17 protein-coding genes, 7 tRNA genes and 3 rRNA genes are annotated in these 23,438 nt (G+C 43.1%); 18 read left to right on the top strand and 9 right to left on the bottom strand.

The annotated features are described in order from the left end of the window. The first annotated feature begins 71 nt into the window (after nucleotides 1-71). The 9 genes from secA to BFG52_RS13445 all read left to right on the top strand — a co-directional run bounded on the left by secA (nucleotide 72) and on the right by BFG52_RS13445 (nucleotide 6,679). Complete coding sequence (gene secA / locus BFG52_RS13485) at nucleotides 72-2,780, top strand: preprotein translocase subunit SecA (RefSeq protein ID WP_067557273.1); 2,709 nt, start codon at nucleotides 72-74, stop codon at nucleotides 2,778-2,780. A gap of 206 nt (nucleotides 2,781-2,986) precedes the next feature. Continuing rightward, nucleotides 2,987-3,343 carry a hypothetical protein gene (locus tag BFG52_RS13480; protein ID WP_067557270.1) on the top strand — a complete coding sequence of 119 codons (357 nt, stop codon included), beginning with the start codon at nucleotides 2,987-2,989 and terminating at the stop codon, nucleotides 3,341-3,343. 230 nt (nucleotides 3,344-3,573) lie between these two features. Then, nucleotides 3,574-4,794, top strand: a complete 1,221-nt coding sequence (argJ, locus tag BFG52_RS13475) for a bifunctional glutamate N-acetyltransferase/amino-acid acetyltransferase ArgJ (protein ID WP_067557266.1) — start codon at nucleotides 3,574-3,576, stop codon at nucleotides 4,792-4,794. A gap of 138 nt (nucleotides 4,795-4,932) precedes the next feature. Beyond that, complete coding sequence (nadA, locus tag BFG52_RS13470) at nucleotides 4,933-6,009, top strand: quinolinate synthase NadA (protein WP_067557263.1); 1,077 nt, start codon at nucleotides 4,933-4,935, stop codon at nucleotides 6,007-6,009. Between the two features lie 140 nt (nucleotides 6,010-6,149). After that, nucleotides 6,150-6,226: transfer RNA gene (locus tag BFG52_RS13465), tRNA-Pro, on the top strand. A 46-nt stretch (nucleotides 6,227-6,272) separates the two neighbouring features. Then, a tRNA-Arg gene (locus BFG52_RS13460) sits at nucleotides 6,273-6,349 on the top strand. Between the two features lie 36 nt (nucleotides 6,350-6,385). Continuing rightward, nucleotides 6,386-6,461: transfer RNA gene (locus BFG52_RS13455), tRNA-His, on the top strand. A gap of 22 nt (nucleotides 6,462-6,483) precedes the next feature. Beyond that, nucleotides 6,484-6,560 (top strand) — tRNA-Pro (locus tag BFG52_RS13450). 42 nt (nucleotides 6,561-6,602) lie between these two features. After that, nucleotides 6,603-6,679: transfer RNA gene (locus tag BFG52_RS13445), tRNA-Pro, on the top strand. 385 nt (nucleotides 6,680-7,064) lie between these two features. On the opposite strand, the gene BFG52_RS13440 is transcribed toward BFG52_RS13445, so the two are convergent. The 3 genes from BFG52_RS13440 to BFG52_RS13430 are packed head-to-tail and all read right to left on the bottom strand — an operon-like array spanning nucleotide 7,065 to nucleotide 9,264. Then, complete coding sequence (locus BFG52_RS13440; protein WP_067559560.1) at nucleotides 7,065-7,544, bottom strand: OmpA family protein; 480 nt, start codon at nucleotides 7,542-7,544, stop codon at nucleotides 7,065-7,067. Between the two features lie 23 nt (nucleotides 7,545-7,567). Next, a complete protein-coding gene (locus BFG52_RS13435) occupies nucleotides 7,568-8,779 on the bottom strand; it encodes a sensor domain-containing diguanylate cyclase (protein ID WP_067557261.1) in 1,212 nt (403 codons plus the stop codon). Then, nucleotides 8,779-9,264, bottom strand: coding sequence for a YfiR family protein (locus BFG52_RS13430; protein WP_099092641.1), 486 nt, complete (start codon nucleotides 9,262-9,264; stop codon nucleotides 8,779-8,781). The genes BFG52_RS13435 and BFG52_RS13430 overlap by 1 nt, the downstream gene beginning before the upstream one ends. 533 nt (nucleotides 9,265-9,797) lie before the next feature. On the opposite strand from BFG52_RS13430, the gene BFG52_RS13425 reads away from it, so the two are divergent. The 6 genes from BFG52_RS13425 to BFG52_RS13400 all read left to right on the top strand — a co-directional run bounded on the left by BFG52_RS13425 (nucleotide 9,798) and on the right by BFG52_RS13400 (nucleotide 16,162). Beyond that, nucleotides 9,798-11,334 (top strand): 16S ribosomal RNA (locus BFG52_RS13425). A 161-nt stretch (nucleotides 11,335-11,495) separates the two neighbouring features. Beyond that, nucleotides 11,496-11,572: transfer RNA gene (locus BFG52_RS13420), tRNA-Ile, on the top strand. A 75-nt stretch (nucleotides 11,573-11,647) separates the two neighbouring features. Beyond that, nucleotides 11,648-11,723 (top strand) — tRNA-Ala (locus BFG52_RS13415). A 316-nt stretch (nucleotides 11,724-12,039) separates the two neighbouring features. Then, nucleotides 12,040-14,931, top strand: a 23S ribosomal RNA gene (locus BFG52_RS13410). Nucleotides 14,932-15,117: 186 nt separating this feature from the next. After that, nucleotides 15,118-15,232, top strand: a 5S ribosomal RNA gene (rrf, locus tag BFG52_RS13405). The 16S, 23S and 5S rRNA genes sit together here with 2 tRNA genes alongside, the layout of an rRNA operon. Nucleotides 15,233-15,631: 399 nt before the next feature. Continuing rightward, nucleotides 15,632-16,162: a hypothetical protein gene (locus tag BFG52_RS13400; RefSeq protein ID WP_067557254.1), complete on the top strand. Its 531-nt coding sequence runs from the start codon at nucleotides 15,632-15,634 to the stop codon at nucleotides 16,160-16,162. A 566-nt stretch (nucleotides 16,163-16,728) separates the two neighbouring features. On the opposite strand, the gene BFG52_RS13395 is transcribed toward BFG52_RS13400, so the two are convergent. The 5 genes from BFG52_RS13395 to rplM form a co-directional block, all read right to left on the bottom strand. Further along, nucleotides 16,729-17,379, bottom strand: a complete 651-nt coding sequence (locus BFG52_RS13395) for a hypothetical protein (RefSeq protein ID WP_067557251.1) — start codon at nucleotides 17,377-17,379, stop codon at nucleotides 16,729-16,731. A gap of 18 nt (nucleotides 17,380-17,397) precedes the next feature. Beyond that, nucleotides 17,398-17,829, bottom strand: coding sequence for a ClpXP protease specificity-enhancing factor (locus BFG52_RS13390; protein ID WP_067557248.1), 432 nt, complete (start codon nucleotides 17,827-17,829; stop codon nucleotides 17,398-17,400). A gap of 9 nt (nucleotides 17,830-17,838) precedes the next feature. Further along, entirely contained in the window at nucleotides 17,839-18,492 is a 654-nt protein-coding gene (locus tag BFG52_RS13385) for a glutathione S-transferase N-terminal domain-containing protein (RefSeq protein WP_067557246.1), read from the bottom strand. 163 nt (nucleotides 18,493-18,655) lie between these two features. After that, nucleotides 18,656-19,042, bottom strand: coding sequence for a 30S ribosomal protein S9 (gene rpsI / locus BFG52_RS13380; RefSeq protein WP_067557244.1), 387 nt, complete (start codon nucleotides 19,040-19,042; stop codon nucleotides 18,656-18,658). A 12-nt stretch (nucleotides 19,043-19,054) separates the two neighbouring features. Next, nucleotides 19,055-19,483, bottom strand: coding sequence for a 50S ribosomal protein L13 (gene rplM / locus BFG52_RS13375; RefSeq protein WP_067557241.1), 429 nt, complete (start codon nucleotides 19,481-19,483; stop codon nucleotides 19,055-19,057). A gap of 361 nt (nucleotides 19,484-19,844) precedes the next feature. On the opposite strand from rplM, the gene pdxA reads away from it, so the two are divergent. The 3 genes from pdxA (at nucleotide 19,845) to BFG52_RS13360 (ending at nucleotide 22,598) form a co-directional block, all read left to right on the top strand. Continuing rightward, nucleotides 19,845-20,825 carry a 4-hydroxythreonine-4-phosphate dehydrogenase PdxA gene (gene pdxA / locus BFG52_RS13370; protein WP_067557238.1) on the top strand — a complete coding sequence of 327 codons (981 nt, stop codon included), beginning with the start codon at nucleotides 19,845-19,847 and terminating at the stop codon, nucleotides 20,823-20,825. 114 nt (nucleotides 20,826-20,939) lie between these two features. Next, on the top strand, nucleotides 20,940-21,752 hold the full coding sequence (gene rsmA / locus BFG52_RS13365; RefSeq protein WP_067557236.1) for a 16S rRNA (adenine(1518)-N(6)/adenine(1519)-N(6))-dimethyltransferase RsmA: 813 nt from the start codon (nucleotides 20,940-20,942) through the stop codon (nucleotides 21,750-21,752). Continuing rightward, a complete protein-coding gene (locus tag BFG52_RS13360; RefSeq protein WP_067557234.1) occupies nucleotides 21,753-22,598 on the top strand; it encodes a symmetrical bis(5'-nucleosyl)-tetraphosphatase in 846 nt (281 codons plus the stop codon). A 162-nt stretch (nucleotides 22,599-22,760) separates the two neighbouring features. On the opposite strand, the gene BFG52_RS13355 is transcribed toward BFG52_RS13360, so the two are convergent. Continuing rightward, complete coding sequence (locus BFG52_RS13355; RefSeq protein ID WP_067557233.1) at nucleotides 22,761-23,429, bottom strand: LrgB family protein; 669 nt, start codon at nucleotides 23,427-23,429, stop codon at nucleotides 22,761-22,763. Nucleotides 23,430-23,438: the final 9 nt, after the last annotated feature.

The raw sequence follows: 23,438 nt of genomic DNA, 5'->3' as shown, positions 1-23,438 counted from the left end.
TTCAAAAATCTAGCTTCATAATAGTGCCTGAGAAAAAATTATTTTGACAAGCAAGATTTTAGAGAGTCTATATGTTGGCAGGTCTGATCGGAGGCATCTTCGGAACGAAAAATGAGCGCGAACTGAAGCGAATGCGAAAAATTGTTGAGAAAATCAATGCGCTCGAGCCGACGGTATCTACATTAAGCGATGCAGACTTATCTGCAAAAACTGAAGAATTCAAACAACGTTATCAGCAAGGTGAAAACCTTGCTAAATTATTGCCAGAAGCATTTGCGGTATGTCGTGAAGCTTCAAAACGGGTAATGGGCATGCGTCACTATGACGTACAGTTGATCGGTGGGATTACCTTACATGAAGGTAAAATTGCCGAGATGCGTACGGGTGAAGGTAAGACCCTGATGGCGACTTTAGCGGTTTATCTGAATGCAATCAGCGGTCTTGGCGTACATGTTATTACCGTCAATGATTATTTGGCACAGCGTGATGCTGAATTAAACCGTCCTCTGTATGAGTTTTTAGGGCTGACAGTTGGGGTGATTTATTCAATGCAATCCCCGATTGAAAAAGCTGAGGCATATCGTGCCGATATCACCTATGGGACCAATAACGAATTTGGTTTTGACTATCTGCGCGATAACATGGTTTTCTCCATGGCGGAGAAGAAACAGCGCGGCTTGATATATGCCATTATCGATGAGGTCGACTCGATTTTAATCGATGAAGCGCGTACCCCATTGATTATTTCTGGTCAAAGTGAAGACTCTTCACAGCTCTACTTGGCCATCAATAGTATTCCGCCTAAATTACATCCGCAAAAAGAAGAAAAAGTTGCAGATGGCGGTCACTTCTGGATTGATGAAAAACAACGCAGTGTTGAAATGACCGAAGTTGGTTATGAAACAGTAGAACAAGAATTGATCCAAATGGGTCTGTTGGCAGAAGGTGAGAGTCTATATTCTGCCGCCAATCTTAATTTGGTCCATCATGTCAGTGCAGCCATTCGTGCCCATTTCCTCTATCAACGCAATGTGCATTATATTGTGCATGAAGGTGAAGTGATCATTGTTGATGAAAACACGGGTCGTACCATGCCTGGTCGTCGTTGGTCAGAAGGTCTACATCAAGCTGTTGAAGCCAAAGAAGCTTTAGAGGTTCAGCCAGAAAACCAAACCTTGGCAACCACCACCTTCCAAAACTATTTCCGCTTGTATCGTAAGCTGTCTGGTATGACGGGAACGGCTGATACCGAAGCTGCGGAAATGAAAGAAATTTATGGTCTAGATGTGGTTCTTATTCCGACCCATCGTCCTATGGTACGCCAAGATCTCAATGACCTGATCTATCTCAACCGCAATGGCAAATACAACGCGATTATTCAAGAGATTCAAAAAATTCACGAACAAGGTGTTGCCCCTATTCTGATTGGTACAGCTACCATTGAAGCCAGTGAAATTTTATCGGAAAAGTTAAAAGCTGCGGGTATTCATCATGAAGTGTTGAATGCCAAACAACATGAGCGCGAAGCCGATATTATTGCACAAGCGGGTTCGCCTATGGCTGTGACCATTGCGACCAATATGGCAGGTCGTGGTACCGATATTCTCTTGGGGGGGAACTGGAAAGCTAAATTAGCTAAGCTAGAGAACCCAACGGCTGCAGATGAAGAAAGCCTAAAAGCAGAATGGGAAAAAAATAATGAAATGGTTCTCAGCTCTGGTGGTTTACACATCATCGGTTCAGAGCGTCATGAATCACGTCGTATCGATAACCAGCTACGTGGTCGTGCTGGTCGTCAGGGTGACCCTGGCGTATCGCGTTTCTTCTTATCTTTAGAAGATGACCTTATGCGCATTTTTGCGGGTGATCGAGTGATTGCCATGATGCGTGCCATGGGCTTGCAAGAAGACGAAGCGATTGAACACAAAATGGTGTCACGTTCGATTGAAAATGCACAACGTAAAGTTGAAGCACGTAACTTTGACATTCGTAAGAATTTGCTTAAATACGACGATGTCAATAACGAACAACGTAAGATTATTTATTCTCAACGAGATGAAATCTTAGAAGAAGCGTCTTTGCAAGATTATCTTGAAGAGATGCATCGTGAAGTTATTCAAGGTTTTATTGCCAACTTTATTCCACCTGAGTCTATTCATGATCAATGGGATATCGCAGGGCTTGAAAATGCATTACGTAGTGATTTCTCGATTGATTTACCGATTGCCGACTGGTTAGAACAAGACCGTCGACTCGATGAAGAAGCGTTGATTCAACGTATTTCAGATGAAGTGGTTGAGCGTTATCGTAGTCGCCGTGAGCAAATGGGTGTCGATACCGCCTGTACCTTAGAACGTCATTATATGTTGGGTGCACTGGATCGTCATTGGAAAGAACATCTTGCGGCGATGGACCATTTGCGTCAGGGAATTCACTTACGGGGTTATGCACAAAAGAATCCTGAGCAAGAGTACAAGAGAGAGGCATTTAACTTATTTGTAAATATGTTAGGTGCAATCAAGTCCGAAGTGGTGATGGACTTATCTAGCTTGCATGTTCCAACAGCGGAAGAACTCGCGGAGATGGAAGCACAACAGCAGGCGCAGCAACAAGCCTTGGCTGAGCAAATGCAGTTATCGACTTATGCGCAACAAGAGCCAGCAGAAAGTACCGATACTGAATCTGTTCAAGCTGTGCAATTTGCAGCACCGGCCAGCCGTAACGCGCCTTGTCCCTGTGGTTCAGGCTTAAAATATAAGCAATGTCATGGTAAGATCTAAGTCTTCAAGGCAAGATGACCTGATAAAACTTACGTTAAAGTAAGAACTTAAAAAAAGCAGGGCTTGGGTTCTGCTTTTTTTACAAATGATTAACAGCGCTTGACACATCATATAATGATAAGTGAAATGTCAATGAAGCGTATAAACCACTTACTTGCATAAAGTTGAATGAACTTTTGCAACAGATATGGGAACTTGGAAAGACAATGCAAAAACTTATCAAAATCGCATTATTTACAGCATGTACATTACCCCTTGCAATGCTTGCACAAGCCAAAGAAACGGTTTCACTCGACAAGGTTCAAGCGGCGACTGGTCAGGTTGTTGCACAAACTGAAGTTAAACGGGATAACACCACTGTGATTAGCCCTCGTACGGGGATTCGTTATACTTTAGGCGATACTGCTGGGCGTCCGATTAGCTTGGTTACTGCTGCGATTGTTCCTGCGACTGCAGCAACTGCGAGCCGTATCGTTGCCAATAACCCAGCATTGTCCGCACGTAGCCAAGATAAAGCCAAACAAACGCTTTTGGAACGTGTGAACAGCGCAGCAAAGCCATAAGGATTGGCGATCAAACATAATGCAAGCATAACTGCTTAACTTAGAACAGTGATCATATAGAATACAACAGCACGCTCGCGTGCTGTTTGCTTATCGAAGGCATGCTTTGAATTAAAAGTTTGAATTAAAAATTTGAATTAAAATTATAGAATTGATAAGAATTAAGCTCGATTTTTTCTGTACTTTGCACTAAGCTGATTTTTTATTAACACGATAGATGGATACTTAAAATGGCAGTTGGTGACGTCTCAATGCCACAGATGCATGTGGTTCAAGGGGTAAAATTAAGCGCAGTGGAAGCATATATTCGTTATCCCAACCGACGTGATTTAGTATTATTGCAATTTGCAGCAGATACTCAAGTGGCTGGTGTTTTTACGCAAAATGCTTTTTGTGCAGCACCTGTCACAGTGTCTAAAATGCATCTAGAACAAAGTAACCCGCGCTATTTGCTGATTAATACAGGCAATGCCAATGCTGGTACGGGACCGCAAGGCTTAAGCAATGCGCAGCAAAGCTGTTTGAAGCTATCAGAGCTGGCAGCAGTTGAGATGGCGCAGGTATTGCCATTTTCAACAGGGGTCATTGGTGAGCAATTACCCATTCAACGTTTAATCGATGGCTTACCGCAGGCGCTTGCGGCTTTGCGTGATGATGCGTGGGTGGATGCCGCGGCAGGAATTATGACCACCGATACCACGCCTAAAGGTGCTTCAGAACAATTCGAATGTGATGGTATTGTCTATAGCATGACGGGTATTTCTAAAGGTGCAGGCATGATTCGTCCCAATATGGCGACCATGTTAGCTTTTGTTGCCACGGATTTCCCGATATCTGCTGAGATATTGCAACAGCTATTGACGCGGACAGTGAATCGCTCATTTAACCGTATTACGATTGATGGTGATACCTCGACCAATGATTCTTGCATTCTAGCGGCAACAGGTCAGGCGGGTGGGGCTTGTCTAGAAAATCTGGATGATCCACGTTATGGCGTGGTTGCCGAGGTATTAGAGCGCGTCATGACGCGTCTGGCACAGTTAATTGTGCGTGATGGTGAAGGCGCGACTAAATTCATCACCGTTACTGTAGAAGGCGGTGCACATACACAAGAATGTTGTGATGTTGCCTATAGTATTGCGCATTCTCCCTTGGTTAAAACTGCTTTATTTGCTTCAGACCCCAATTGGGGGCGTATCCTTTGTGCCATCGGCTATGCTGGTGTGGTTGATTTAGACGTCAATAAAGTTCAGGTTTGGTTGGATGATGTACAAATCTGTAAGGATGGTGGTGCAGCTGAAGATTATACCGAAGCGGCAGGTGTGGCTGTGATGCAAAGGCCAGAAATGACCATCCGTGTAGATCTCGGGCGAGGCGTGGCGAAAGATACCGTGTATACTTGTGACTTATCTTATGACTATGTCAAGATAAACGCAGATTATCGTTCATAATCATTTGTTTTAAAGCCTCCCACAGGGAGGCTTTTTGCAAATACCGAGTATTTTCAAATACAGTGCTGATGAAACAGCTGAGTATTGTTATTTCATTCTCGCAAGCAAACGCAAGCAAAAGGATAGAGAAGACCTGCCATGAAAGGTTCTAGTCAAGGTATTGATGTTTTAGATCAAGATGCCAAAGCTATTGTGCAACAACACTTAGACCAGTTGGGTGCACCTCAAGGACAAGTACATACTGATGCACATAAGCAGCAGATGTTTGAACAGATTAAAGCGGAATTGTTAAAGCAAGAAGCCGTGTTGGTCGCACATTATTATTGTGATCCGATTGTGCAGGAGTTGGCTGAAGCAACGGGAGGCTGTGTTGCTGACTCGTTAGAGATGGCTCGTTTCGGTCGTGATCATCCTGCAAAAACCTTGGTGGTGGCTGGGGTGAAATTTATGGGTGAAACCGCTAAGATTTTATCACCTGAAAAAACCATTTTAATGCCGACCTTAGAAGCGACCTGTTCATTGGATTTAGGCTGTCCTGTAGATCAATTTACACAATTCTGTGATGCTCATCCAGATCATACCGTGGTGGTCTATGCCAATACCTCCGCAGCAGTGAAAGCTCGTGCCGATTGGGTGGTCACCTCAAGCTGTGCTGTAGAGATTATTGAACATCTCGATAGTCTGGGGGAAAAAATTATTTGGGCACCTGATCAGCATTTAGGGCGTTATATCAAAAATAAAACCAAAGCAGAGATGTTACTTTGGGATGGTGCTTGCATTGTGCATGAGGAATTTCGTTCGCGTGGTATTGAAAAAATGCGTGCACTTTATCCAGATGCTGCGGTATTGGTGCATCCAGAATCTCCGATGTCTGTGATTGCGGTGGCTGATGCGGTAGGCAGTACGTCACAGCTGATTCAAGCAGCCAAGACTTTGCCACAGCAAACCATGATCGTAGCAACAGACCGCGGTATTTTCTATAAAATGCAGCAAGTTGTTCCAGAAAAAACCTTAATTGAAGCACCTACAGCTGGTGAAGGGGCGACCTGTCGTTCTTGTGCACATTGCCCTTGGATGGCAATGAATGATCTGCAAGGTATCTTAGATGTGTTGCAGCATATGCACCAAGAAATTCATGTTGATCCAGCACTGCGAGAGCGTGCCAAACAACCTTTAGATCGAATGTTGGCGTTTAGTGCGGCAATGCAGCGCTAAAAATAAGCAAAATGCCTGATAAATATACATTTGAAGGCTTTTTTGATTTTTTTTTCAAGATAGGTGTTGACGTCGTACGGCGTCACGCCTAGAATGCACACCGTACCGCACGATGTGCGATATGCAAAAGCTGAGATGAACGGAGTATGGCGCAGCCTGGTAGCGCATCTGGTTTGGGACCAGAGGGTCGTAGGTTCGAATCCTACTGCTCCGACCAATTCTTCAAGGCAACGGTATCGCGTGATATTGTATATCATCGTTACGCGCCTGTAGCTCAGTTGGATAGAGCATCCGCCTTCTAAGCGGATGGTCACAGGTTCGAATCCTGTCAGGCGCGCCACTTTGGATATGCCTGATCATTAGAACCAAAATGACGGTGGATGTAGCTCAGTTGGTAGAGCCCCGGATTGTGATTCCGGTTGTCGTGGGTTCGAGCCCCATCATTCACCCCAACTTCTTTTGGAAGTTAAACATCGGAGTATGGCGCAGCCTGGTAGCGCATCTGGTTTGGGACCAGAGGGTCGTAGGTTCGAATCCTACTGCTCCGACCATTTTTAAGATTGAACTGTTTTGCCCGTCAAAAAAATAAAATTCGGAATGTAGCGCAGTCTGGTAGCGCACTTGCATGGGGTGTAAGGGGTCGTAGGTTCAAATCCTATCATTCCGACCAATCAATATTGAGTTTTCTCTCTACCCTATTATTTAATGATCTATTTCTTCTAAATCATCTATCATCTTCTTTTTAAGCCATCTTGTTTTAATACAAAGCATGTTTATTGTATATCCGCTTGTCGGTTTGTTCTATGTTGTGGCTTATTTATCCAATACACATCTATTTAGTTTATAGCTCTACATGGCATTACGTATCTTCTATGCGTGCATGTTTATAATAGGGAAATGCGAATAACCGATGATAAGCGTTATCTATTATAAGCATTAAATATAAGCGTTAAAGTTTTGAAAAAACTGAGGGCATAGATAATCCATTTATACAGTTAAAAATGGAATATCTATGCCCTCGTACAATACAGTATAAAGAGGCTGTATTGTGGTGTTTAAGGAATAATCACAATATTGACGCGGCGGTTAATGGCTCGGTTTTTGTCTGAATCATTCACCACTAAAGGTTGTTTAGAGCCCCGACCAATAATATGAATATTATTGTTGTTAAAACCCTGTTCTAAGAAAATCTGTGCTACACGTTGCGCGCGTTTTTCTGAGAGTTTTTGGTTATAGTTTGCTTCACCTAAATCATCTGTATGGCCGACAACTTTTAGTTTATTCAAGTTGTATTTGTGCAGTTGATTGGCTAAGTGAGTCAATTCATTTTGCTTGTCAGCTGTTATATCAAAGCTATCAAAATCAAAAAGTAAGCGTTCTGGTAGTGCTAATGTCCAGCCTTCATCAGTCAGAACAAAGCCTTCTTTTTTCAAAACACGTGCTTGTTTATAGCTTAAATTCCCGAGATTCATACAGGCATTTAATGCGACAGCCATAAAGATAATGGTGAAGAATTTAAAACTTTTGCTGAGCATGAGATTATTCATTTTCCATTCAATTAAGGTGATATATACCAGCGTTGTTCCATAAGTTTAGCTTTATACATTGCACTATCAGCAGCCGTGATGACATCTTCAGGTGTGCTTGCACAATGAAAGAAAGCAATGCCAATACTAAAACTAAAATAGATTTCAACACCTTCATAATTAATCGGTATTGTACAACAGCTTAATAAGTGTTCACTAATTTTTCTTAAATTATCCTCGTGTTTTATATCTTTAATGATGACACCGAATTCATCACCACCAAGGCGCGCAACAAAATCATCTTTTCTAAGATTGCGGCGTAAGCGTATCGCCATCTCTTTGAGTACGGCATCACCTGCTAAATGTCCGTAGTGATCATTAATAATTTTAAAGTTATTATTGTCGATAAACATTAATGCACTATTTTCTTTTTCTACAGTAGAAAATATATGAAAGAGTTGTTGGTAAAAATAATGACGATTGGGAAGTTGTGTGAGTTCATCATGACGCGCTTGATGAAATAATAAGTCATTTTCGGATTGTAATTGTTGATTGGAAGCCTGAATTTTTTCTAAAAGCTGGTTAAAAACAATAGTAATATCTTGGAATTCTTTGATCTCTGATGGCGGAAAGCGTAATTGATAATTCTTTTTTTCGCTGATGGCATGTGCTGTATCGACTACAGGGCGTATAGAAGTCATAAGGTATTGATATACAGTTCGTACCGACCAAAATAGCACTGCTAAAATAATCAGCAACACCAAGCATAAACTAATAATAATCTTTAAAAAGAAATCCACCAGTTGTGATGAATTACCATAGACAATAATTTGACCAAAATTTTGTTGATTATGCTGGATGTCTAGGGTAACAGGGGTATTAAAAAATAAACGGTCTAAAATATAGTTTAGAGAAATAAAAGTATTTTCCTGATGTGAAATACTCGCCAGTTCCTGATGATTGGTGTCGACAACTTGTATTGAACGAATCGGAAATTCTTCTGCATAATCATTTAAAATTTGATTAATAGTGAGTTTGTCATTAAAGACCATAGCGGGTTGAATGCGTTCACTCAGCGTGTCGGTTAAAATCATTAAGCTCTGTCGTGCATAGGTCTCCATGGTATAAGTCGAAATAACGAGAAAAACAATAGAACAGACTGTAAATGTCAGAGCGAACACAATCAGTTGTGATCTCTTAAAGATATTCTGTAATGATGTAGTGTGATAAATCCGACTAATCATTATCGCTCCGAGGTTTTTGCTAACAATAAGACTCTAGGGTCTACATGTACTTTAGATTGTCCGAGACTATCTAAATTGACTTTAAAAGCTGTGAGCTGTTTATGTTGATATAAACAAAAAGCACTACCAATCTCACATTGTTTGTTTTTAGAGCTAAATGTTAGTACTGGTGGCTTGAGTATGTTGTTTATCGCATTTTGCTCTTCTTGAGCTGATAGTGTCGAAAAAAATACGGCTTGACAAGTAGCACGTGATAATTGCTCAAAACTTAGTGCTGAAACTTGGTAATTATATTTATTTTGTTGAATTGTTTGTCTAAATTGCTGCGCAATAGCAGGGTTGTCGACTACACATAAGATGGGTCTGCTTGACGTGTTGCTATCCCACTTGGCATAACTCAAAATAGAAAGTGTGGTGATATAGAGATCATGTGTAGAAATGGCATGGCTTGTCACAGACAGCCATCCAAAGCTGCAGAGCAGCATCAGCCTTTTAATAAGTGTTTTCATTTCATTTAGAGACGATCAAATATTTAAGAATTATGAAATAAGCTTGGATCGGCATATTCGTGAACTGGATCACTTAAAATATAACACAAAATAAAAAAAATTCGAATTTTTATAAAATAATGAAAAAAGGGGCTTGCACTTAAAAATAAATAGCCTATAATGCACATCCATCGGCGGTGATGTTGATTAAAAGCTTTTTAAAATCAGATGCTTAGCAAATCCAGAGTGATGAGTTAAGCTAAGTGAATTAGAAAGTAATTCAATAAACATTAAATTTTGCTTGACTTATCTAAGATAAGGCGTAGAATAGCCGACCTAGCTTACTCCTGACGAAGTAGTAAGAAGATCATTAAGAGATTATGAAGAACAACTTGTGTGGATTTTTACTGGTTGATTGATCGAAAATATTATCATTGATTGATTGGTAGGAATTACTCGAAGTTTATTTGAGCAAATTTTTTGTCAGTAATTGATGAGCCAGAATTGTGACCTTAAGTCACTAATGATTTTAACTGAAGAGTTTGATCATGGCTCAGATTGAACGCTGGCGGCAGGCTTAACACATGCAAGTCGAGCGGGGGAAGGTGCTTCGGTACTGGACCTAGCGGCGGACGGGTGAGTAAAGCTTAGGAATCTGCCCATTAATGGGGGATAACGTTTCGAAAGGAGCGCTAATACCGCATACGCCCTACGGGGGAAAGCAGGGGATCGTAAGACCTTGCGTTAATGGATGAGCCTAAGTCGGATTAGCTAGTTGGTGGGGTAAAGGCCTACCAAGGCGACGATCTGTAGCGGGTCTGAGAGGATGATCCGCCACACTGGGACTGAGACACGGCCCAGACTCCTACGGGAGGCAGCAGTGGGGAATATTGGACAATGGGGGGAACCCTGATCCAGCCATGCCGCGTGTGTGAAGAAGGCCTTATGGTTGTAAAGCACTTTAAGCGAGGAGGAGAGTACCTTAGATAATACCTAAGTGTATTGGACGTTACTCGCAGAATAAGCACCGGCTAACTCTGTGCCAGCAGCCGCGGTAATACAGAGGGTGCGAGCGTTAATCGGATTTACTGGGCGTAAAGCGTGCGTAGGCGGCCATTTAAGTCAAATGTGAAATCCCCGAGCTTAACTTGGGAATTGCATTCGATACTGGGTGGCTAGAGTATGGGAGAGGAAGGTAGAATTCCAGGTGTAGCGGTGAAATGCGTAGAGATCTGGAGGAATACCGATGGCGAAGGCAGCCTTCTGGCCTAATACTGACGCTGAGGTACGAAAGCATGGGGAGCAAACAGGATTAGATACCCTGGTAGTCCATGCTGTAAACGATGTCTACTAGCCGTTGGGGCCTTTGAGGCTTTAGTGGCGCAGCTAACGCGATAAGTAGACCGCCTGGGGAGTACGGTCGCAAGACTAAAACTCAAATGAATTGACGGGGGCCCGCACAAGCGGTGGAGCATGTGGTTTAATTCGATGCAACGCGAAGAACCTTACCTGGCCTTGACATAGTGAGAACGATCTAGAGATAGATTGGTGCCTTCGGGAATTCACATACAGGTGCTGCATGGCTGTCGTCAGCTCGTGTCGTGAGATGTTGGGTTAAGTCCCGCAACGAGCGCAACCCTTTTCCTTACTTGCCAGCATTTCGGATGGGAACTTTAAGGATACTGCCAGTGACAAACTGGAGGAAGGCGGGGACGACGTCAAGTCATCATGGCCCTTACGGCCAGGGCTACACACGTGCTACAATGGTCGGTACAAAGGGTTGCTACCTAGCGATAGGATGCTAATCTCAAAAAGCCGATCGTAGTCCGGATTGGAGTCTGCAACTCGACTCCATGAAGTCGGAATCGCTAGTAATCGCGGATCAGAATGCCGCGGTGAATACGTTCCCGGGCCTTGTACACACCGCCCGTCACACCATGGGAGTTTGTTGCACCAGAAGTAGGTAGGATAACCGTAAGGAGTCCGCTTACCACGGTGTGGCCAATGACTGGGGTGAAGTCGTAACAAGGTAGCCGTAGGGGAACCTGCGGCTGGATCACCTCCTTAACGAAAGATTAGTGATTGGTAAGAATCCACAACAAGTTGTTCTTCAGAGTATCGAATGTCAAAGACTTTAAAGTATGACGCTTTAAATGAGGGCAGGATGGAAGCGAATATCGCTACGCTGTCTTGCGCAAGTTTTAAAGCAGCGCTTTAAAACTTTCTCAGGGTCTGTAGCTCAGTTGGTTAGAGCACACGCTTGATAAGCGTGGGGTCACAAGTTCAAGTCTTGTCAGACCCACCACTAACTATGCTTGCAAGGTATCTTGTGAGAGGGTGACGGAAGAGTAGATACGAAATAATCTCGTAGATTTAAGCTGGGGACTTAGCTTAGTTGGTAGAGCGCCTGCTTTGCACGCAGGAGGTCAGGAGTTCGACTCTCCTAGTCTCCACCACTCATTATGATGAGTAAGGCTAAGAAAGATTATAGAGCTTAGTAAGCAGAAGTTTATTAACCTCTGTGATTTATCACAGTATCTTGACCTGACGAAGGCAAGATAAATCATTAACAGATTAGAAATTGAGTCTGAAATAAATTGTTCAACTTGATTTGTTTGAAAAGACAAATTGAGAACTAGTAAATGAACACTGAATCAAGCGTTTTGGTATGTGAATTTAGATTGAAGCTGTACAGTGTTTAAGTACACGAAACTTCGAACTGCGATGTTGTTAGTGCTCCTTGTAGGTGCTTGCGACTGTTTGGGGTTGTATAGTCAAGTAATTAAGTGCATGTGGTGGATGCCTTGGCAGTCAGAGGCGAAGAAAGACGTGATAGCCTGCGAAAAGCGTCGGGGAGGCGGCAAATATCCTGTGATCCGGCGATGTCTGAATGGGGAAACCCACCTACTTTAAGGTAGGTATCAATAACTGAATACATAGGTTATTGAGGCGAACGAGGGGAAGTGAAACATCTCAGTACCCTTAGGAAAAGAAATCAATTGAGATTCCCTGAGTAGCGGCGAGCGAACGGGGAACAGCCCATTAAGTCATATTTGTTTTAGTGGAATGCACTGGGAAGTGCAAACGTAGAGGGTGATATTCCCGTACACGAAAGAGCAAATATGATGATGTCGAGTAGGGCGAGGCACGTGAAACCTTGTCTGAATATGGGGGGACCATCCTCCAAGGCTAAATACTCCTGACTGACCGATAGTGAACCAGTACCGTGAGGGAAAGGCGAAAAGAACCCCTGTGAGGGGAGTGAAATAGATCCTGAAACCGCATGCATACAAGCAGTGGGAGCTCCATTTTGGAGTGACTGCGTACCTTTTGTATAATGGGTCAGCGACTTATATTCAGTAGCGAGGTTAACCGTATAGGGGAGCCGTAGAGAAATCGAGTCTTAATAGGGCGTCTAGTTGCTGGGTATAGACCCGAAACCGGGTGATCTATCCATGAGCAGGTTGAAGGTTGGGTAACACTAACTGGAGGACCGAACCCACCGTCGTTGAAAAGCCGGGGGATGACTTGTGGATAGGGGTGAAAGGCTAATCAAACTCGGTGATAGCTGGTTCTCCCCGAAAGCTATTTAGGTAGCGCCTCGGACGAATACCATTGGGGGTAGAGCACTGTTTCGGCTAGGGGGTCATCCCGACTTACCAAACCGATGCAAACTCCGAATACCAATGAGTACTATCCGGGAGACAGACTGCGGGTGCTAACGTCCGTAGTCAAGAGGAAAACAATCCAGACCGCCAGCTAAGGCCCCAAAATCATAGTTAAGTGGGAAACGATGTGGGAAGGCATAGACAGCTAGGAGGTTGGCTTAGAAGCAGCCACCCTTTAAAGAAAGCGTAATAGCTCACTAGTCGAGTCGGCCTGCGCGGAAGATGTAACGGGGCTAAAACTATGTGCCGAAGCTGCGGATGTATACTTATGTATACGTGGTAGGGGAGCGTTCTGTAAGCCGAAGAAGGTGGATTGAGAAGTCTGCTGGAGGTATCAGAAGTGCGAATGCTGACGTGAGTAACGATAAAACGGGTGAAAAACCCGTTCGCTGAAAGACCAAGGGTTCCAGTCCAACGTTAATCGGGGCTGGGTGAGTCGACCCCTAAGGCGAGGCCGAGAGGCGTAGTCGATGGGAAATTGGTTAATATTCCAATACTTCTGTGTAATGCGATGAGAGGACGGAGAAGGTTAAGTCAGCCTGGCGTTGGTTGTCCAGGTGGAAGACAGTAGGCATGCATCTTAGGCAAATCCGGGGTGCTCTATGCTGAGAGTCGATAGCAAGCTAGTTTACTAGCGAAGTGGCTGATACCCTGCTTCCAGGAAAAGTCTCTAAGCTACAGTTACACAGGAATCGTACCCGAAACCGACACAGGTGGTCAGGTCGAGTAGACCAAAGCGCTTGAGAGAACTCTGCTGAAGGAACTAGGCAAAATGGTACCGTAACTTCGGGAGAAGGTACGCTGCTGACGGTGATTCCCCTCGCGGGATGAGCGGTTGGCAGCCTCAGAAACCAGGCCGCTGCAACTGTTTATTAAAAACATAGCACTCTGCAAACACGAAAGTGGACGTATAGGGTGTGATGCCTGCCCGGTGCTGGAAGGTTAATTGATGGGGTTAGCGTAAGCGAAGCTCTTGATCGAAGCCCCAGTAAACGGCGGCCGTAACTATAACGGTCCTAAGGTAGCGAAATTCCTTGTCGGGTAAGTTCCGACCTGCACGAATGGCATAATGATGGCGGCGCTGTCTCCAGCAGAGGCTCAGTGAAATCGAAATCGCTGTGAAGATGCAGTGTACCCGCGGCTAGACGGAAAGACCCCGTGAACCTTTACTGCAGCTTGACATTGAACTTTGACCTTACTTGTGTAGGATAGGTGGGAGGCTTAGAAGTGGTGACGCTAGTTACCATGGAGCCATCCTTGAAATACCACCCTGGTAATGTTGAGGTTCTAACTCTGGTCCCTAATCGGGATCGAGGACCATGTCTGGTGGGTAGTTTGACTGGGGCGGTCTCCTCCTAAAGAGTAACGGAGGAGTACGAAGGTGCGCTCAGCGTGGTCGGAAATCACGCGTAGAGTATAAAGGCAAAAGCGCGCTTAACTGCGAGACCAACAAGTCGAGCAGGTACGAAAGTAGGTCTTAGTGATCCGGTGGTTCTGTATGGAAGGGCCATCGCTCAACGGATAAAAGGTACTCTGGGGATAACAGGCTGATACCGCCCAAGAGTTCATATCGACGGCGGTGTTTGGCACCTCGATGTCGGCTCATCTCATCCTGGGGCTGAAGCAGGTCCCAAGGGTATGGCTGTTCGCCATTTAAAGAGGTACGCGAGCTGGGTTTAGAACGTCGTGAGACAGTTCGGTCCCTATCTACCGTGGGCGTTGGAAATTTGAGAGGATCTGCTCCTAGTACGAGAGGACCAGAGTGGACGAACCTCTGGTGTACCGGTTGTGACGCCAGTCGCATCGCCGGGTAGCTATGTTCGGAAGGGATAACCGCTGAAAGCATCTAAGCGGGAAGCCTACCTCAAGATTAGATTTCCCTTGGAGTTTATCTCCACTAAAGAGCCGTTGAAGACTACGACGTTGATAGGTTGGATGTGGAAGCATGGCGACATGTGAAGCTGACCAATACTAATTGCTCGTGAGGCTTGACTATACAACACCCAAACAGTTGTTGTATAAAGCTCATTCGATTCATTTAAAATCAAATCTACTTGATTCATGTGAAATTCTAGTTACAATACAGACCCAGTTCTAATCCGTTAATAACTCATTTGGTTAAGAAAGTATGGCACTGAATAAAAATGTTCAGATCAGACCAGAAATCACCATAAACAGTTGTGCTGGCGACAATAGCAAGAGTGAACCACCTGATCCCTTCCCGAACTCAGAAGTGAAACCTCTTCGCGCTGATGGTAGTGTGGGGTTACCCATGTGAGAGTAAGTCATCGCCAGCTCATGATTCTAAAATCCCCCAACTTAAACTTGGGGGATTTTTTTTATTTGGAAAAATAAAAATACTGATATATGGTAAAGCGGTTCATACGATGCAATTCGCCAACGTGCTGATCTGTTAGAGCGGCAATGGGCATGGTTATACTATTTGCCAATTAAAAAAGGTTTAGTGCAAGTTTTAGAATGATTACGCAAATAGGATTTAAGGATGGCGGTCGCCACATCTAAATATGTTATTTTGGGATGATGCGATTGTATAACTAATTGTTTTATATAGTTAATTTTGTGAAAAATCAACAATCACTGCTGTATTTCGCATAACATAAGTTGTATTATATTGATTGTAGAAACATTAAAAAACTAGTAGATTGCTAAAGGGATTTTTTATTTCATTAAAATCAATGAAAAATATATTAGAACAGGCTTTTCCTATTCAGCCAATAGAAGTCATTAAAAGTTTATTACCTGACATTAATGGAGCAGGGGAAAGAATAGTTTGCTTGAATGGAGGTATTCTAGAAATTCCTTATAGAATTTATAATGATATGCCTAATTTTTCACAGCTTAATAATTTATCAACGCAAGAGCTTTCGATAATTTACTGTCTTTATTCTAGACACTCTAATGGTCATATACGTCAAGAAATGATCAAAAAACTTATAGAAATCGAATTTCAAGATTTTATGATCCCTTATATATTTTTGTTAGTTGGCGAATATGTGGTAGAAATCATCAATGATATATACCCATTTATTGAAAAAAATAAAGAATTTTTTATTGAATTTATAAATAATAATCATGATCTTACAATTGTAACCTATCAAAGAATGGTAAGTTATTGGAATGAATATTATAGACATAGCCAATATAAGTACTTAAACGATTATCCTGGTAAAAGAATTTTCAACCTATTTGATCCCCATATAACATAGTGGGGGTTATGCGAAATGCTTTTGTAATCCCAAAATAAAAATGTCTAGTTTAGCCGAAGAGAAATTCAAACCATTACCGACACATTGCATGATCTACCAATCATTTTGTGAGTTACGATCATGTCTGGTTATGATTTTTTAAAATTGAACGAAACGGCTATTTTAATTTTGGATACAGCTTTTATTGTTTAAGGAAGTACAGGTATAGCTTAGGTGTGCTTGGTCTGCAAATTCGACCTGATGTGCCGTTGTAGTGAGATATCGATGTAAATTGAGCAACAACACTGTTGTTCCAAACGATGTACTGTATTTGCAGCAATCAAGAAACCTTAAGTGGTAGGGGTGAAACAAAAACTCAGTTGCTAGGCGTGATGCTGGTGTAATTGATTGTCACCCGCGAGCCCTTCAAAATAGCCTATGCCAAAACCTAAAGCGAGTCTGCCTTGGCCGTTTTTATGATGAGTAGCGTGAAGCACGATTAGATTTCAACAATTGCCCATCGCGAAGATGGGCAGATAGGTATGTTTTGGCTTAGCTAGCATTATGCATAGTAGCGCTGGGTCGCATTAGAAAACATATTTACATAAAGCATCGGCAAGAACCCATAACACCACTAACGCGACAATAGGCTCAAGCACTTTTGCCCAGGTTGGTTGTAATGGTGCACTATCTTGTATAGCTGGGCTGTGATCATCGTGATGTTGCTGAACCATTTGATTAAACTCCTTCATGGTTTCATCGAGAGAAATAGTGTCTTCAGGCACTGCTTGTGAGCCGACAAGTTCTGTTAATTCATTACATTGCCAGACCCAGTCAGGCGCTTGTCCAGCCAAATGTTCAATTTGTCCCAGTAATAATTCTTGCATACCATCTTGACCATAATGTGCAGTTTGATCCATTTGGGTCAGTTCGGCAAAATGTAATAACAATATTTCACTACAAATTGCTTCGAAATCGGCAGCAGCTAAGGGTGATTGATTGTGTGCTGAAGTGGTGAGATGGCGAACAATGTCTTGAATAAAAAGTAAATCTTGAGCATGAATTTCTGCATATAGCTGCGCTGGATTGTGCTGCCAAAGCTGAATCAGTTTGCCAAAGAGTAGTGCATTGAGGTGATCCATATGCTCAGGATCGCTAAGATCAGCTGTTTTTTTGAAAAGTTCAGGCTTTTGTATCCTGATTTGTCCAGCAAAGTATTGAACCAGATCAAAGGCCATGTTCTTCTCCCTCACATTTTAATCAAGTATTCTTAACGTTGGTTTTTTCTTCGGTTGCTCTTCAGTGTCTGTTGTTGCTGTATTTGATTCTAAAGTATTTTCTTGTGCTTGGATATGTTGATACTCTTCTGGATCAAAAAATAAACCTTGACCATTTTCTCGTGCATAAATACCCAATACCGCAGCAAATGGTACATAGATATTGGTGGAGACACCCGAAAAGCGGGCTGAAAAATGAATGGCATCATTGCTCATTTGCATTTGATGTACTGCATGCGGTGCAATATTAAGAACGATTTGTCCATCTTTAACAAATTGTGTGGGCACATCGGTATAAGCCACTGTTGCATCAACCAATAAATAGGGTGTGAGGTTATTATCACAAACCCATTGGTAAATCGCACGTGCTAGATAAGGACGGGTCGGAGTAAATTGTGTTGATTCAGACATGGCTAGTACTCATGAATTGGTGATAAATGCTGCAAAACGGTTTTTTTCTTCTGCGGTCATCGATTGGATAAATGCAGGGCGCTGAAAAATACGCTGGCAATATAAATGAATCGGACGACATGGCTTTATGGGTAAATGAATGCCCATCGCTTTTAACCGGATAAAAATTGGCGCTAACATACAGTCTAAAATTGTAAAATTTTCAGACATAAAATAAGGAAAATGTTGAAATAATGGTGTTAGTGCAATCAAAGTATCTTGTAGTTGTTGGCGTGCCTGTTGCTGCGCGGCTAAGTCTAAGGTGTCAGGATGACATAAAATATGGTCAGCCAGTTTAAACCAATCATGCTCGAAACGCCAAATATACTGTCTTTGTTCGGCACGGGCAGCTGGGCTGTCAGCGTAGAGTTTATTTTGGCGGTAACGATCATCTAAATATTCGGAAATAATCGGGCTGTGATAGAGCTTGAGATTATTTTCAATCAACATGGGGAGTTGGTTATAAGGATTGAGGCTGGCGAGATCTTCATCTTCATGATCAACAATAATAAGATGATAGCGTATCGCTTTTTCAGTCAGTACATAGCGAATCCAGTGTGAGCGAAAGTCATCACTGTGGCTATAAATAGTAATCCCTTGTGCTGGTGCGGTTTCGACGGACATATTCCCAAGATTAAACTTCGTGAATTGAATAGCATACTAAACTTGCGCTAGAAAAGCACGGTAGCAAATCAATCTTCATCGACTTTCTACGGGTAGAGCTAAAATTCTGATGAAAAAAAACCTCGGAAAATCCGAGGTTTTTCTGTCCAGTTCTGTAAACGGATTAACGTTTAGAGAATTGAGGACGTTTACGCGCTTTACGTAAACCAAGCTTTTTACGTTCAACTTCACGTGCGTCACGGGTAACGAAACCAGCTTGACGTAGAGATGGTTTTAGTGTGTCGTCAGAAGCGATCAATGCACGGGTAATACCGTGACGGATAGCGCCTGCTTGACCACCAATACCACCACCTTTTACAGTGATGTAAAGATCATACTTTTCAGTAGACTCTAAAAGCTCTAAAGGTTGACGAACCACCATTTGAGCAGTTTCACGACCGAAATATTGCTCAAGTGAACGGTTGTTGATCACGAGTTTGCCATTACCTGGTGATAAGAAAACACGTGCAGTTGCGGTCTTACGGCGACCTGTACCATAATGAGTTGCCATGTGCTGTATCCCTTAGATGTCCAAAACTTTTGGCTGTTGAGCAGTATGTGGATGCTCGCTACCAGCGTACACTTTCATTTTCTTGATCATTGCATAACCAAGAGGACCTTTAGGCAACATGCCTTTTACAGCGCGTTGGAAGATTTCTTCAGGTTTGTGAGCAACTAATTTTTCGAAATTAGTTTCTTTTAAACCGCCTGGGAATTCAGTGTGGCGATAGTATTTTTTATCAAGTGATTTGTTACCAGTCACTTGAACTTGTTCAGCATTGATTACAACGATGTAGTCACCGGTGTCAACGTGAGGGGTATAAGAAGTTTTGTGCTTACCGCGTAAACGACGAGCGATTTCAGTCGCAAGGCGACCTAAAGTTTTGCCAGAAGCATCAACAACATACCAGTCGTGTTGTACTTCAGCTGGCTTAGCGCTGAGAGTTTTCATTAACCACTACCTATTATAGTTGGTTTGGACGAATGACTTCATCCAAACAAAATGGAGTCGAGATTCTAAACGAAATTGCCACCAATCACAATGTAAATCTACCATGAGAGTATAAATATTTCTGTAATATTCACTTAATGCTGCGAATAGCAGCACTCAAACATAGGCAAAGCAAGAATTGCGCATAGCAAACTAACAATTACTCATACCATCTCTTGCAAGAAATCATTGGCAAACTACTGTGCTTTCAACGTATAGCGCTTATAATTGGGGCGAATAGCCTGATGAGATTCATGAATGTCATCATCATGAATCTCATCATCGTCAATGTCGTCAATAATGCTACGAGGGTCAACAGAATATGCTTCCTTTATATGTGACCAGTGGTGAACCAGCAGGGATTGGACCAGACATCTGTTTGGATCTGGCGAAACAATGGTATGCACGTCCAGTCGTGGTTCTTGCAGATCTAAATTTACTGCAACAACGTGCCCAGCAGTTGGGGCAACAGGTTGAATTGCTTCGTTATCATGGTCAGACAACCGCTGCGGAGAAAGGGCAGTTATATGTTGAACATATTGCACTGGCTGAGGCTGTACAGGCTGGTCAATTAAATCCAGCCAATGCGCACTATGTCTTGGCACAGTTACAACAGGCAGCAGATTATGCATTACAAGGGCGTAGTGTTGGGGTCGTGACGGCACCAGTACAAAAATCTGTGATCAATGACGCGGGCATTGCTTTTAGTGGTCATACCGAGTTTTTTCAAGCCTGTGCAGCAGTGGCACGTGTAGTTATGATGCTTGCCACCCAAAGCCTACGGGTGGCGCTTGTGACCACACACTTGCCATTGCGCCAAGTTGCCGATGCAATTACAGCACAGCGTTTGGAGCAAGTCATTGATATTTTAGTACATGATCTACAACAAAAATTTAAAATTAAATCGCCTAGAATCTTGGTCTGTGGTCTAAACCCGCATGCCGGGGAATCCGGTTATTTGGGGCGTGAAGAAATAGAGATTATCAATCCTGTTCTGGCGCGCTACCAAGCACAAGGTTTGGCGATTAGTGATTGTTTACCAGCAGATACCCTCTTTAGCCCGGAACACTTACAACATGCGGATGCGGTATTGGCGATGTATCACGATCAAGGTTTACCTGTGTTAAAATCGCAAGGTTTTGGTGAAGCAATTAACATTACACTGGGCTTGCCTTTTATTCGCACGTCAGTCGACCATGGTACTGCCTTGTCTTTGGCGGCGACGGGGTTGGCAAAGAGTTCAAGTCTTGCGATTGCGGTAGATTTAGCATTACAGCTAGCTGAACCAATGGTTATGCCTTAAAACCTGTTGTAGCGTGCTGATTTTGGTGGGCGGTATTGGCGTCGCCACGTGCATCGCCTGATCAAATCAGCACTTGCCGAGTTGGCAATTTTTTAATGAGTTTGGAAATAATATATGTATCAGATTAATGCCCTAAACCCCAAAGATGAAGGGCATCATACGCGTAAGCGTTTTGGTCAGAACTTCTTACATGATCAACAGGTGATTGCCAAAATTGTCCGTGCTGTTAGTCCGCGTTCAGGCGATCACTTAATTGAGATTGGTCCGGGTTTAGCCGCATTAACCGCACCGTTAAATGCTGAAAGTGAAGCGTTGACGGTGATTGAATTAGACCGTGATTTGGCAGCAGGTTTACCGAAGCGTGTTCCTCATCCAGAACGCTTGACGATTATTGAAGCCGATGCCTTGAAGTATGATTTCTCACAACAATTTCGAGAAAATCAACCTGTAAGAATTGTGGGGAACTTGCCCTATAATATTTCAACGCCGCTGCTTTTTCATTTATTAGAATTTGGTAGTCATATTAAAGACATGCATTTTATGCTGCAAAAGGAAGTGGTTGAACGGATTACAGCCGCTCCTAATAGCAAGGAATATGGTCGTTTATCGGTCATGATCCAATATTATTGTAAAGCCACTTTTTTATTTGAAGTACCGCGTGGTGCCTTTAACCCGCCACCGAAAGTCACCAGTGCTGTATTTCGTTTAGAACCTTATGCCGAAAAACCTATCGTGGCACAAGATGAACGAGCCTTGTCTCGTTTAGTTGGGCATGTTTTTACCCAGCGTCGCAAAACTTTACGCAATAGTCTCAAAGGCATGTTAGGTGAAGATGCTTTTGAACAGACTGGAATTGATCCGATGGCACGCCCAGAAACCTTGGCAATGGCCGACTTTGTGGCATTGTCAGACCACATGGTGAAATAAATGGCGCGTTATAACCGTTATAACTATGTCATTGGCGATGTACAAGGCTGTTTTGAAGCCTTAAAAGCCTTATTGAAACACATCGCATTTGACCCTGAGCAAGACTTTATTTGGTTTGCGGGGGACTTGGTGGCGCGTGGTGAAAACTCTGTGGGTGCATTGCGTTTTATTAAAAAACTGGTTGAACGAAATGCAGCGGCAACTGTGCTGGGCAATCATGATCTACACCTGTTGGCATGTGCGCGTGGCATAAAAAAAATCAAAGAAAAAGATCACATTGCTGATGTGATCAATGCCATTGACAGCGATGAGTTGATTGACTGGTTGAGACGACAACCCTTGTGCTTATGTCCCAATGAGCAGACTATTTTAACCCATGCTGGTATTCCGTGTATTTGGGATGTGGCAACGACGCAGCGTTTGGCACAAGAAGTTGAAGCGGTATTGCGTAGTGAAGATTATGCGGTGCTCGATGCTTTTTTGGCTGAGATGTATGGTGAAAGTCCGAATCTATGGGATGAACAGTTACAGGGACAGGCGCGTTTACGCTGTATTACCAATTATTTAACACGGATGCGTTTAACCGATGCAGTAGGGCGCCTAGAGTTTGATTTTAAAGATCAACTGGATCAGCCGATGCCAGAGGGTTTTGCTCCGTGGTTTGATTATCCGTCCTTGGCAACACAACAACGGCAGATTATCTTTGGTCACTGGGCAGCTTTGGCGGCCTTGCGTATCTCCGCGCGTATTCAAAATGTCGATGGGGGTTGTGTTTGGGGGCAGCACTTGGTGGCTTATCGTTTAGAAGATCAGCAGTGTTTTCAGGTGACCAATCCGATGAGCTAAGGCTTTTAGGTCCGTTTATTGCGAAATCGACCCAGATTTAAACATAAATTTTCACCTTGAATCTCAAAAAAATAGGCGCTTTAAACGCCTATTTTTTTGTTGTACTCAATATGATTTTGAGTCTTGATCAGATGATCTGCAATACATCCAGCAAGCTAGGCGTTATTGCAGAAAATGTATAAAGAGTGGCAGCCAAATGGCTGTAAATACTGCATTTACAGCCATGCCAAAGGCAGCATAACGTCCCGCAATTGAGCCGCGCTGCCAGGCTTGTGCAGTACCAATGGCATGTGCTGCCAGACCGAGTGCTAAACCAGATGCACGTTCATCATTGATATTTCTAAGGATGAATGGTGAAAAGGCAGCGCCAATTAAACCCGATAAAATGACAATCAAAATCGTCAGGCTGATCGGAGAGTTGAGGAGGTGTGCAATATTAATTGCAATCGGTGTCGTCACAGCACGAGTTGCATAAGCCATGATATCTGGCTGGGCAATGTGTAATAGATAAGCCAAACTCATTGGAATGGCGACCGCACTAAAGCTGGCAAAGAGTAAAATGCCCAGCATGGCTTTGAGGGGTAAATCGTCATAACGCATTGTGGCGAGTGGAATCGCCAAGGCAACAGTCACATAGCCCAATAAATGATTAAACAGTGTGTTGACGTCTTGTTGATATTGCTCATAAGGAATTTTAAACAGCAATAGCAGCACGACCACAAAGATCATACTGATCACAATGACTGGGATTTGTGGTAGTTTTTTGTTGATGGGTTTGGCACACAAATAGGCAAATAACGTGATCATAAAGCCGATCAAAGTACTGAACATGCTGAGACT

It is taken from the genome of Acinetobacter larvae (assembly GCF_001704115.1).
Taxonomy (GTDB): Bacteria; Pseudomonadota; Gammaproteobacteria; order Pseudomonadales; family Moraxellaceae; genus Acinetobacter; species Acinetobacter larvae.
The sequence above is the reverse complement of the archived record's forward strand: the minus strand, read 5'-3'. Positions and strand labels throughout refer to the sequence as shown.

Excerpts from the sequence above, each read along its gene's own strand:
- secA (WP_067557273.1), top strand. The coding sequence starts at position 72 with ATGTTGGCAGGTCTGATCGGAGGCATCTTCGGAACGAAAAATGAGCGC.
- BFG52_RS13480 (WP_067557270.1), top strand. The coding sequence starts at position 2,987 with ATGCAAAAACTTATCAAAATCGCATTATTTACAGCATGTACATTACCC.
- argJ (WP_067557266.1), top strand. The coding sequence starts at position 3,574 with ATGGCAGTTGGTGACGTCTCAATGCCACAGATGCATGTGGTTCAAGGG.
- nadA (WP_067557263.1), top strand. The coding sequence starts at position 4,933 with ATGAAAGGTTCTAGTCAAGGTATTGATGTTTTAGATCAAGATGCCAAA.
- BFG52_RS13440 (WP_067559560.1), bottom strand. The coding sequence starts at position 7,544 with ATGCTCAGCAAAAGTTTTAAATTCTTCACCATTATCTTTATGGCTGTC.
- BFG52_RS13435 (WP_067557261.1), bottom strand. The coding sequence starts at position 8,779 with ATGATTAGTCGGATTTATCACACTACATCATTACAGAATATCTTTAAG.
- BFG52_RS13430 (WP_099092641.1), bottom strand. The coding sequence starts at position 9,264 with ATGCTGCTCTGCAGCTTTGGATGGCTGTCTGTGACAAGCCATGCCATT.
- BFG52_RS13400 (WP_067557254.1), top strand. The coding sequence starts at position 15,632 with ATGAAAAATATATTAGAACAGGCTTTTCCTATTCAGCCAATAGAAGTC.
- BFG52_RS13395 (WP_067557251.1), bottom strand. The coding sequence starts at position 17,379 with ATGGCCTTTGATCTGGTTCAATACTTTGCTGGACAAATCAGGATACAA.
- BFG52_RS13390 (WP_067557248.1), bottom strand. The coding sequence starts at position 17,829 with ATGTCTGAATCAACACAATTTACTCCGACCCGTCCTTATCTAGCACGT.
- BFG52_RS13385 (WP_067557246.1), bottom strand. The coding sequence starts at position 18,492 with ATGTCCGTCGAAACCGCACCAGCACAAGGGATTACTATTTATAGCCAC.
- rpsI (WP_067557244.1), bottom strand. The coding sequence starts at position 19,042 with ATGGCAACTCATTATGGTACAGGTCGCCGTAAGACCGCAACTGCACGT.
- rplM (WP_067557241.1), bottom strand. The coding sequence starts at position 19,483 with ATGAAAACTCTCAGCGCTAAGCCAGCTGAAGTACAACACGACTGGTAT.
- pdxA (WP_067557238.1), top strand. The coding sequence starts at position 19,845 with ATGCTTCCTTTATATGTGACCAGTGGTGAACCAGCAGGGATTGGACCA.
- rsmA (WP_067557236.1), top strand. The coding sequence starts at position 20,940 with ATGTATCAGATTAATGCCCTAAACCCCAAAGATGAAGGGCATCATACG.
- BFG52_RS13360 (WP_067557234.1), top strand. The coding sequence starts at position 21,753 with ATGGCGCGTTATAACCGTTATAACTATGTCATTGGCGATGTACAAGGC.
- BFG52_RS13355 (WP_067557233.1), bottom strand. The coding sequence starts at position 23,429 with ATGTTCAGTACTTTGATCGGCTTTATGATCACGTTATTTGCCTATTTG.